6 protein-coding genes are annotated in these 12,186 nt (G+C 51.1%); all 6 read right to left on the bottom strand.

What is annotated here, in order from left to right:
* Positions 1 to 8: 8 nt before the first annotated feature.
* A complete protein-coding gene (locus tag PHF27_RS02885) occupies positions 9 to 1,916 on the bottom strand; it encodes a glycosyltransferase family 9 protein (protein ID WP_300065772.1) in 1,908 nt (635 codons plus the stop codon).
* The gene (locus tag PHF27_RS02880; protein WP_300065770.1) at positions 1,913 to 3,274 is read right to left on the bottom strand and encodes a UDP-glucose/GDP-mannose dehydrogenase family protein; all 1,362 of its coding nucleotides are present in this window, start codon (positions 3,272 to 3,274) and stop codon (positions 1,913 to 1,915) included. The genes PHF27_RS02885 and PHF27_RS02880 overlap by 4 nt, the downstream gene beginning before the upstream one ends.
* A 71-nt stretch (positions 3,275 to 3,345) precedes the next feature.
* Positions 3,346 to 4,284: a glycosyltransferase family 2 protein gene (locus PHF27_RS02875; protein WP_300065768.1), complete on the bottom strand. Its 939-nt coding sequence runs from the start codon at positions 4,282 to 4,284 to the stop codon at positions 3,346 to 3,348.
* 2 nt (positions 4,285 to 4,286) lie between these two features.
* A complete protein-coding gene (locus tag PHF27_RS02870; protein ID WP_300065766.1) occupies positions 4,287 to 6,344 on the bottom strand; it encodes a glycosyltransferase family 2 protein in 2,058 nt (685 codons plus the stop codon).
* Between the two features lie 25 nt (positions 6,345 to 6,369).
* A complete protein-coding gene (locus PHF27_RS02865; protein WP_300065764.1) occupies positions 6,370 to 7,851 on the bottom strand; it encodes a glycosyltransferase in 1,482 nt (493 codons plus the stop codon).
* A 94-nt stretch (positions 7,852 to 7,945) separates the two neighbouring features.
* The coding region (locus PHF27_RS02860; RefSeq protein ID WP_300065762.1) for a calcium-binding protein at positions 7,946 to 12,186 on the bottom strand (4,241 nt) is incomplete at its 5' end.

Here is a 12,186-nt window from a genome sequence, read left to right as displayed (position 1 = left end):
CTTAGCCCTTACAAAACAAAAGTTAATGACGCAATTTCCACTCTTGCTTTTGTAATCCAATACCATTCAATATGTTTCCATAACAAACGCTGCGCAGAAAGCCAGACAGCAACAGGATCAATATATCTCATCTCTAAACACCCATCCATAACCAGCAGTTGCTGAAAACCCAGCCTGTAAAAAAGCTCGATTTCTTTTGCAACAGCAAGATCATAATAATTAAAATCAAATAGCAACGCAACGAAACTGCCCTCGCTAGCAGATAATGCCCTCTGCTTTTCTAACCTTGCAAACTCTACTTGTTCTTGCTCATCAAGCCCCTGCCAAAACTCACAACAGAAGCGCCCCCTTGCTTGTTCTGCTATAAACGCACCCTCATCCTCACTTGATACAATATAAAAATGAATCTCGCCGCACAACTTCGTAAGCTTTTCCATGCTTCTTAAAGCAAGAAATTTATTGTGTTTTTTCACAACCAGCATTACATTTTTAAGCGTTTTCGATATATGACTTGTAAGTGGAACCCCTCGCAAAGCAGGAAGAACGGAACCCAATATATTGCTTTCATCTTTCTTTGGCGCTCTCTTGCCGGCCAAGAAATTACGCCCGGCTACTCGCAATACAGGACTTCCTTTCACATCTTCACTCTCGCCGTTTTTTCCAGCATAGCTCCTTAAGACGTTCCATCCCTTAATCATCTCTTGCACCGTAACTTGGTTAATACAATGCGCGGTATCCGCAGTACATCCATGACTAGTGGGCTTCACCCCACACGGAGACAGTGGCTTGGCAGGATAAATGGTAACGCTCTGAACTTGCCATGGTTCCACACGCTCTGGAACTGTATAGATCGTTCTTACAACACTTGCGGCGCAGCAATTGGGCAACAGTACTGGCAAGCCGCTGGCGGCCGCCATGTGCATCAAACCAGTATCATTACCAATATACATGTGGCACTTCGCCAAGATAGCCGCAGTCTGTCGCAACGTTGTCTTCCCTGCTGCGTTCAATACGGCGCCTTGCGGTAGCGCCGAATAAATAACTTCTCCAAGCGCTCTCTCCGCCGGAGCTCCCAATATAATCACTCTTGTGCGCGGTTCTTTCAAGAAAATCTGTTTTAATAATGCAGCATACCAGGAAGGCTCCCACTGTCTTCTTGGATGTCCTGCGCCAGGAACAACAGCAATGACAGTTTCCTCTTCCTCTAAATTGAAATCGCTTAATAAATTGTCTGCCGCCTCACTATCAGAGGCATCAAACCAGACTTCCAGCGACTTATCGACAACAACATGCCCTAATGCTTCCAGTACAAAAAAAATTCGCACCGCATCATGACACTGCCACAAAGGAACTGTTAAGGATTTTGTTAAAAGTAAATCCCAGCTGTTTTCGCGCCGCTTTCCAGCTTGCGAAAATTCAGAATAGCCAACTCGCTCTTTTGCACCGCTCACATATCCAAGGAGATTAGGCAAGTTACCATCAAATTCCCAGCGGGGACTAAAAAACAAATCAAACTTTCTGTCCCACAATGTTTCTCTGCACAACTTGATAATTTCATGATACAAACTGGCAAAATTTTTTCGTTTCATTTTTTCCCAGTCATAAACAACAAATTCATTTACATAAGGACATTTCTCAACTAAATTAAAGACAGACGGCTTTACCACCAAGGTAATCCTTGCTTGTGGATACGCTCGGCGCACTTCCCGCAAAAAACCGCTTGTCAAAATTACATCTCCAATTTCATCATCACGTACAATTAGAATTTCAAAAATCTTCTTGCAATTAACCGAAGTACGAAATCCGTTCTGCCAAAAAACCTCTTCAAAAGTTTGCACAAAATCAGAAATGACAAAATTCTTTTCCTGAATAACCTTATCCAAGTACTGCATGAAACTCGTTTCCAAGTTCATCATTCCTTTACGCTCCCATTAACATAATCGCCTAAGATACAACCTCTCCCGATGCAATAATATTCAAAACCGGCCGCCTTCGCAGCAATAGGATCATAAATATTTCTTCCATCAAAAACAATTTTTCTTTTCAACAAATCCCCAAGCAAAGTCCATTCCATCTGCCGGAACTGCCTCCACTCCGTAAGCAATATCAATGCATCCTTTCCCGGCAAAGCCTCCAACATATCGCTCACATAGAATAGTCTATCCACTGGACCCAGCATGATCTTTGCCGGTTCTAGAGCCGCCGGATCATACGCCGTAATTGATGCTCCGCGCGACAACAGCTCCCGAATCAATACCAACGCTGGAGACTCCCGCACATCATCCGTCTGCGGCTTAAAAGCAAGACCCCACAACGCGAAATGAAATCCGCTTAAGTCCTCGCTAAACCGCCTTACCACCAGATTGACCAAATACTTCTTTTGCTGTTCATTAACCTCATCAACAGCCTGCAGCAACTGCATCGGACTCCCATGACGCTCCCCTGCCTGAATCAATTCTTTTACATCCTTTGGAAAACATGAACCGCCGTAGCCAGGCCCTGCGTGCAAAAAAGGCATACCAATACGTGAATCCATGCCCATACCGACACGAACTTGAGCAACATCCGCCCCTACCTGGTCGCATAACCGCGCTATCTCATTCATAAAGCTGATCCGCGTTGCCAGCATCGCATTGGCAGCATACTTAGTAAGTTCTGCCGAAACCGTATCCATCAGCACCAACGACTGTTGCGTATTGATCAGTGGCTCATAGAGCTGTCTGAGAATCTCTACCGGCCTTTGCGAATCAACACCAATCACAATTCGGTCCGGCTCCATAAAATCCTCAATAGCAGCCCCTTCCTTCAAAAATTCAGGATTTGACACCACATCAAAATCAACTGCTTTTTTTTGCTGTACAAGCTGCTCCAAAATTACACTTTTTATCTGCCGCGCTGTACCAACAGGAACCGTTGATTTCGTAACCACAAGAAGATATTTATGTATATATACTCCTATTTCCTTCGCTACTGCCAGCACATCCGCCAAATCGGCAGACCCATCATCTAAGGGCGGCGTACCTACTGCAATAATGCACACAGTCGCTTCCGCCAAACCATCCTGGAGCATGGCAGAAAAGAAAAGACGCTTTTCCTGCACATTACGCCGAACTAATTCCTCTAGGCCCGGCTCATAAATAGGAATTACGCCTTGTCGCAATTTTTCGATCTTGCTTTGATTTCTATCAACACACCAGACACGGTTTCCCATTTCCGCCAGGCAGCTGCCTGTCACTAACCCAACATAGCCGCTTCCCACAACACAGACATTCATGCTCTTGTCGTTTCCTTATCCCAAAAAATTTATTACAATGTAATTATTTTACCAAAAACCACCGGTTCTGACTATGCTCTTTCGCAAGAGCGCCGCCCCAGCCGCACCACCCACTGCGGACAAGGCCCCTCATAGCCCCGCAGATAATCTGCCATGCCCGCCAAGCGAGCTAACGCAATCGGCCACCCTCGCCAGCCTGTTTGACAAAGCTGTCTCCATAGGCTGCGCAGCGCCCGTCCCCAGAAAGCCTCCCAGCCTTGCTTGGGAAAATGCAGTTCCAGCCATAAAAGACGGCTGCGTTCGTCAAAATACCACCACAAAGGCGACAGCCCCCCTGACGCCTGACTGACCTTATGCCACACCTTAGCTCCCGGCACATAGAGAGTTTCATATCCAGCCTTCGAAAAACGCAGACTCCAATCCACATCTTCATACTTATAAAAAAAACGCTCGTTTAAAAGCCCCACCTCACGAATGGCCTCAGTCCTGGCAAAAAAAGCACAGCCATTTATCCCTGTAACAGGAGCCATTTCCTCGTACTGCCCCTGGTCTTCTTCCTCTTGTCCGATATGCATAGGCGCCATCCACGGCGTCGGGCTCTTGCTCCCCGCATACCACAGCGTTCGGGGACGATCATAATAGTAGATCTTCGCCGCCAACGCCCCGGCCTTAGGCCGTTCCTGAGCCGCTGCCACAAAGGCTTCCAGTAAATCCTCCGCCACTACCGTATCATTATTCAACAGCAGCACATATTCGGCTCCCTGCTCCAAGGCCCAGCGAATACCTACATTGTTTCCGGCGGCAAAGCCCAAATTCTCCCCGGCCTCTAAAAGCACAACAAACGGCTGCCATACTGACAGCCGCTGCACTGAATCATCAGTCGAACCATTATCCACTACCACCACGCGGAAATTATCATACACAAGCCGTTGCAGCGACTTCAAGCAAGCCACCGTATCCAGCCAGCCATTCCAATTAAGCAAGACAACAACCACCAAAGGACTCCTCACTACTAAACCTCCTCTTCCGGCATCTTCAAAGCAAAATCCGTACTCGCCCGTGTCAAATGCGGACTATAGTAAGGATCCTCGGGCAAAACCTGTCCCCAGCGTCGCCACATCCACTTCTCTTCCCGTCTCGCCTGGGCTTGTTTCTCCGGCGTAGTATTCGCGCCGCGGCTTTGGGACTCGTAATGCCGCAGGCGCACTTGGGGAACCACCAAATTCACAAGTCCCAATCCTCGCAGCTTCAGGCAAAAATCCACATCATTATAGGAAACTGCCAGTTCCTCCTCCATGCCGCCTGCCTGCCAATACCGGTCTTTGCGTACTACAAGGCAAGCTCCGGTCACTGCGCTGTATTCCGAAACCGCCCGCAAACGACCGAAATAGCCGGCATCTCCTGCGGCAAAGCCGCGAAAAGCATGGTCCGCTACCGCGCCGACCCCCAAAATAACGCCCGCATGCTGCACCGTATCATCCGGATAGAGCAGCATCGGCCCCACTGCCCCCACATCACTTTTCCCGGCGTAGACCAATAAGTCCCGCAGCCAATCCGTCTGCAAGATTTCCGTATCATTATTGAGCAGTACTACATATTCGCCATGCGCCTGCCGCGCTCCTGCATTATTTAAGCGCGCATAATTAAAAGCCTCGTCGCAACGCCATACCCGAAAACGCTGCGGCTCTTTTTCTAGCCACAAAGCCAGCAGGTCTTTCGTTTCTTCTTCGATGCTGTCGTTATCCAGTACAAGAACTTCAAACTCCACACCGACAGTCTTTTGAAAAAGAGACTGCAAGCAGCGTTCCAGCTGATCCGCCCGATCACGGGTCGGAATCAAAATGGACACAGTCAGACCCGATGTATGTATTGGTAACGCAAACTCTTCTTTGCTGCCCATTGCAGAAATGCCAGTAACACGCGCCGAACCTCGATGGAGCACGATTTCCGGCACATGTGCTGGCGCTCCCCCTTCGTGGGCTAAAAGCACCAGTCCCTCTTTGGCAAAAGCGTCTTCGTGCAACAGCCGCGAAAAAACAGACTGCTGCTCACGCACCAAATCACCCCGGAAACAACTGCCCCAAAAACCGATATAGTTTTGCGCCTGCTGATAATATTTCGACCAATCCGGCTTAAAAAACGGTTTTTGCCGCTGGCCATTTTCACCCCGCACATCCTCGTCGCCATATAGCCAGCCGGAAAAGCCTGTCTCATGAATTTTTCGCGCTAATAATCCAAACGCCCCTGACGCCAAGAACTCGGCAGAACGTAAGAAAATTACATAGTCCGTCTTTGAAAATTCACCCAAAGAATCTAGGTTCGCTTCCTCCAACCACAGCACCTTCTGCCATGGATGCCCCTGCTGCTCTAGACTCGCCTCTACCGCCTGTCTTCTTGCCGCATCCGCCTTGCCCCAGCATACCACGGTGAAGAATACCCGCTTCTCTTCCGGCCACTGCCGCGCCTCCACCTCCATCTCCCGCAAAAGGCGCGGCGTCACGCGATGCGCCATCTGCCAAAGACGATAATCTTTCCGCACATCCAGAACCGAATGGTAGGAATTATCGCTGCCTACCCCATGAACCTTCCCTAGCAAATACGCTATATCTTGCACCAATTCTTCCGGAATCATCGCTTCAGGATTGTCTTCCCCATAGATATGCATCCACCGCCGCAAACGCTGGTACAAGCGAAAGCCGTCCCAGTAATCCACTCTAGGTTTTAAGCCATAACCGTCTAGCTGCCGCGCCATACTTTCCACGTATTCCGTGGCAATCAGCACCGCCGCGCCGGCATTTTCTTTTTCCAGCGAAGCTGGCGTCACCACAGGCAGACCGTGCGCCATTTGACCCCAGGCCGCTGGCGAATTATCTAAAAACCCTTTGATAATACTGGGCTGCGCGAAGGCTTTTGCTACTCTCGACAAAAAATCATGCAGAAAAACGCCGACCGTTCCGGCCCCGAACAGATAAATTCCTGCCGCCGCTTTTCCTTGCCATATTTCCTTCAACTCTAAAGCCAGCACTTGTTCCTGCAAAACTAATTTGGCTGCCTTTTCACTGCGGTCCATTCCCTTCCCCCACCTCTGCTGTTCATCACCTTACGCCAGTTTCCGTCGCGCTAAGGCTTTTCAGCTGCGCCGACAAATGTTCGACCTGTCGTTGCAAGCCTAAAATTCCCTGCCTCAATTGCTGGTATTCCTGCTCCATTTCCGCATCATTCCAGAAACGCCATTTCCCCCGCAAACGCAGCCCCCGCCACCCTTCAATAGCCGTAAAAGAAACTAATGGCTGCAGTGTTTCAAACAGCCAAATACCCTCCCGGTTGCCCGTTCCATTTATTTTCACTTGCTCCTTGCCTACCGGCTGCCATACTCCCTGATGCGTCCGGTACTCCATGTCATCCATCTTCAGGGCGCAAATACGCCCTTGTATCGGCTGCCATGACAGCGTCTTGCCGTCTGTAAAGCCCTGGAGATCTACCTCGACGCTAAAATTCTCCTGCCAAGGCAGCGCCAGCGCCTGAAGAAGCTCCGGCTCTTGGACTCCCTGGCGTATTAAATAAAACCGGCTTACCACATCCGGCACCTGCCCGAAAACATCATACTCTCCGGTCCAACGCCACAAATCCTTCACCGTCCAGCCGTACTCCTGCCGCAGCAACTGCGCAACCCGTACATTCCCAAAAGCTTTTTGCAATATCTGCTGAGCAAAGCAGCGATAATGCGGCCGATTGGGACGCTGCGTTTCCAAAATCATACGCCCCAAAGCCACAGGTATCAGTTCCCCCATGGTAGGCAGAATCTCTTCCGGACAATCTGGAAAAATCCGCCGAAATTCCTCACAGCTATCCAGATTAGCATAATGCTCCAGCAAAAGCATCAGTTCCATGGACAGCCGAAACTCGTTTTCCGCCTTGCGTTGGCTGCTATTTTCCGTATGAAGGCGAAACACAGTCAACTCCGCCGGCAGCACGTACAGTTCATATTGTTTACAGAAGCGAATCCAAAAGTCCAGATCCATCACCTGCGCCAGCCGCGAGTCATAACCGCCCAGCTCTTGATAACACTCCCGGCGAATCAGCATGCTGGATTGACATAGGCAATTTCCTCCGTAAAAAAAACGGTTCAGCCATTCCTGTCGGGAACGGTTAGGCTGGCGAAACAACCGCATATACGGATGTCTTGCGTCTACAAAAGATTGCCCTGCTTCATCCACCAGACGCACCTGACTAAGAACAGCGACATATTGTTTGTTTTTCTGCAAAAAAGCTACTTGCCGCTCCAGCTTGTCCGGCTCAAAAGCGTCATCCGAATTGAGCGAGGCGATATACTGGCCGCGGGCCTCCTGCAAACACACTTTGGCCGCTTCACCGACGCCCCGGTTATGCGCAAAGCGAAGCAAGCGAATACGGGGATCCTTGATCTTTAAAATTTCCTCTGCCGTACCGTCAGTAGAGCCATCATCGACAATAATCATTTCCCAGTCGCTAAAACTCTGCGCCACAACGCTGGCGACTGCTTCTTTCACATAGGCCTGGTGATTGTACGCGCACATCAAAACACTGACTGCCGGCATCCCCTCAGCTCCTTGCCATAGTTTCTTGCATTACACTATTATACCATGAGTTTCACGCCAAAGGCCCGGAAGCAACCTTCCGGGCCTTTATACGTCAGCGGCAAAGATTGGTAATCTCTGCGGCACTTAAGCGCCGATCCTGAAAAGCGATGGTTTCCGTTTGATACGCACTGCCTAAAAACCAGTTCTGCACAGTAGTCGTGATCGAGCCTTCAATAAAACCAATGGATAAATCATTGCCGTCACGCTGAAAGACAGTGCCGGTGTACGAAGTCGCAAAGGAAAGTACATCATGCCCCTGAACACCGGCTTCGTAATTCACTACCACATTGTCTGCCAAATAATTCAGCTGGTATAGGTCATCCCCAGTTCCGCCCCGCAGCACGCCGCTGCCATGCAAGGTGTCATTGCCAGCGCCGCCTTCGAGTATGCCGCTGCCTTCGAGATAGTCATTTCCTGACTCCCCGCAAGCATAGCCGGAAGAACCCAAATACAAGGAATCCTCACCAAGACCCCCATACAAGGTGTCAACACCCTCGTTGCCCCAAAGCCGGTCATTGCCGTCGCCGCCAAAAAGCACATCGTTGCCCAAACCGCCGTAAATCCAGTCATTGCCCCCCAGGCCGGACAAGGTATCCTGTCCATCGGCTCCAGCGATGACTTCCGCGGCTGCAGTTCCCGTCAGGTTGTCATTGACGCTGCTGCCCGCAAGACCGTAGCGTGCCGAACCCAAAGTACGCACAAATCCCTGCCAGGAAACATATTCTATCTCCTTCAGCTGCGCTGAAGCCGTTAGCTCCAGATAAGAACTGCCGGCCAAAGAATCATCAATAACCAGTGTGTCTACGCCAGTACCGCCATAAAGAACCGAGTTAAGGCTAGCGCAAACAAATACGTCATTACCAGCGCCTCCCAGCAAGCTTTCCCCTGTAGCACCGCCCCAAAGAGTATCGTCTCCTTCTCCGCCATCCAATCGTTCTCCTTGTGCATTAACAAGGTGGAGCGTTACCAGTTTATCATTCCCAGCACCGCCCAAAAGAGTATTATTACGTCCACCACCGGTATAATAATCTTCTAGAACATCATTTCCCGCGCCACCATCCAGATACGAATAGCTGGAGTAGTTGACCCATAAGCTGTCTGATCCATCTCCGCCTAGAAGCGTTTCTGCTACACCACCGCCAGCATCCATCAAATCATTACCTGCTCCACCATCCATCAAGTCACTTCCCGCTCCCCCAAAGAGACTATCATCTCCGTTCTCACCATGCAGGAAGTCATTACCGCTGCCGCCGTCAAGCGAATCATTCCCCAACCCGCCGAACAACCAATCTTGCCCCACACCTCCAAGCAAGGCATCATCGCCCCCCCAGCCATGCAAACTGTCATTACCGGCACTGCCGCCGTTTAATACTTCGGCATTTTCCGTCCCGTTCAAAAAGTCATTTCCATTGGTACCCGCGTATGAGGAAACGTTGCTTCCCAGAGTACGCACATATCCCTTCCATGAGATATATTCAATCTGCTGCAGCTTACTGGACACTGTCAACTCCAAATACGCAGCGGCACTACCGGAGCAGACCACTCCTCCCAGGGTATCATACACAGGAGTGGTATTGTCGTCAATGAGCAGCGTATCAATTCCACCACCGCCATTCACATATCCATCGACAGAATCATAACATAGAACATCATTACCGCTACCGCCAAACAACGTATCATTGCTTGTCGCATAGCTTTTCAAAAAGTCATTGTCATTTCCACCCAAAAGCAGACCAAATCCATACAATGAGTCGTTTCCGCGTCCCCCTTGCAGTGTATCTCCTGGACACATCGCACAAAGCGAATCATTACCATCACCGCCATCTAACAGACTTTGGCTACTAAAAACACCTACGCCCATTGAATAGCTGCTGCAAAGTGTATCTGCTCCCGCCCCACCATACAAGGTATTATTTACACCATAATAAGCTGATAAATAATCAGCATCTGCCCCACCATCAAGAACGTTATGATCCCCGCTGAAAGAAATCACATCAGCTCCATTGCCACCATATACAGTGTCACTTCCTTGCCCTGAAATATAGTCATTCCCCTCGCCCCCATCAAGAATGCTATTACCACTTGCATACAAGGTATCTGTCCCTTCGCCTCCATACAACGAGTCATTTCCATAATAGCAATAAAAATAATCATTCCCTGCACCGCCGTCCAAGAGATCGTTGCCGTAGCCCCTAAGCGTATCAGCACCATCACCACCGTACAAAGTATCATTACCTCTAAAGTCAGATAACAACGAATCATTCCCTAGACCGCCGTCCAGAATATCATTTCCACGACCAATCAGTGTATCCGCCCCGTCGCCGCCGTACACAGTATCATTGCCTCTAAAGTCAGATAACAACGAATCATTCCCTAGGCCGCCGTCCAGAATATCATTTCCACGACCAATCAGTGTATCCGCCCCGTCGCCGCCGTACAACGTATCATTGCCTCCATAGCCGGAATCCAGTAAATCGTTCCCAGCGCCACCATCCACCAGATCATTACGGTACTGACCGTCCAATGTATCCGCCCCGTCGCCGCCGTACAACGAGTCATCACTATACCAGTAAGAAACCAGCGAATCATTGCCTGCGCTGCCAACCAGAAGGCCATCTCCATCATAATAGCTTCCTTGCAGCGTCACTCCCTGCAGGGAAGCCACCGGCAGCACCCGGCCGTTATAGCTGACATACTCGACATGGGCAATTCTTGGGGAAACCGACGCAGCCACAGCCGCGTAGTCACTCTGATTCCAGACATAGAGCGTATCGTTTCCAGCTCCGCCCTCATACACAGCCTGGCTTCCTCCGTAATAAAAGACATCGTTGCCTGCGCCGCCGTCCAAGGTATCCTGCTGTCCGCCGCCATCAAGAGTGTCATTGCCGTCACCGCCACAAAGCAAGTCGCTTCCCAAGCCACCTGCCAGATAGTCGTTGCCACCCAAACCGTTAAGCGTATCTGTCAGACTGGTGCCAAGCAGCGTATCGCTGTTGTCAGTGCCGCTAACAGTGCCGCTAGACATCCCTTTCACCTGGCCATTGTAGGTGATATACTCAAAATTCACCAGCGTCGCACCGGAGCGCAAGCCATCGTAGTCCCCCTGGCTGCTCACCAGCAGCGTATCGCTGCCGGCTCCTCCGTTATAGTACGCCAAACTGCCTCCATAGTAGACGACGTCATTGCCCGCGCCTGCATCCAGGGTGTCCTGCTGGCCACCGCCCCGCAGCGTGTCATTGCCGTCACCCCCGTAGAGAAGGTCGATCCCCAAACCGCCTACAAGCTGGTCGTTGCCTCCCAGGCCGTTTAGGGTATCGTTCAAGCTGGTGCCGATCAAGACGTCGTTTAAACTGGTGCCGTTAAACACATTCTGCGATGCCAGTGCTTTCACCTGGCCGTTGTAGGTAATGTACTCAAAATTCGCCAGCGTCGCACCGGGCCGCCGCAAGCCATCGTAGTCCGCCTGGCTGCTTACCAGCAGCGTATCGCTGCCGGCCCCCCCGTTATAGATGGCTTGGCTGCCGCCGTAGTAGACGACGTCGTTGCCGGCTCCCGCATCCAGCATATCCTGCTGCCCGCCGCCCCTCAGCGTATCGTTGCCGTCTCCTCCATAGAGAAGATCGATCCCCAAACCGCCTACAAGCTGGTCGTTGCCCCCCAGGCCGTTTAGAGTGTCGTTTAAGCTGGTGCCGATCAGAACGTCGTTCAAGCTGGTGCCGGTGAACACATTCTGTGCGGCCAGTGCCCGCACCTGGCCGTTGTAGGTGATGTACTCAAAATTGGCCAGCGTCGCACCGGGCCGCAAGCCATCGTAGTCCGCCTGGCTGCTTACCAGCAGCGTATCGCTGCCGGCCCCCCCGTTATAGATGGCTTGGCTGCCGCCGTAGTAGACGACGTCGTTGCCAGCTCCCGCATCCAGCGTATCCTGCTGCCCGCCGCCCCTCAGCGTATCGTTGCCGTCTCCCCCGTAGAGAAGATCGATCCCCAAACCGCCTACAAGCTGGTCGTTGCCCCCCAGGCCGGTTAGAGTGTCGTTTAAGCTGGTGCCGATCAGAACGTCGTTCAGGCTGGTGCCGGTGAACACATTCTGTGCGGCCAGTACCCGCACCTGGCCGTTGTAGGTGACGTACTCAAAATTGGCCAGCGTCGCACCGGGCCGCAAGCCATCGTAGTCCGCCTGGCTGCTTACCAGCAGCGTATCGCTGCCAGCCCCCCCGTTATAGATGGCTTGGCTGCCGCCGTAGTAGACGACGTCGTTGCCGGCTCCCGCATCCAGCATATCCTGCTGCCCGC

Origin of the sequence: Anaeromusa sp. (assembly GCF_028691475.1) — a bacterium.
In the GTDB taxonomy this organism is placed as follows: Bacteria; Bacillota; Negativicutes; order Anaeromusales; family Anaeromusaceae; genus Anaeromusa.
Note: the sequence above shows the minus strand (reverse complement) of the source record. Positions and strands in the feature narration are given on the sequence as shown.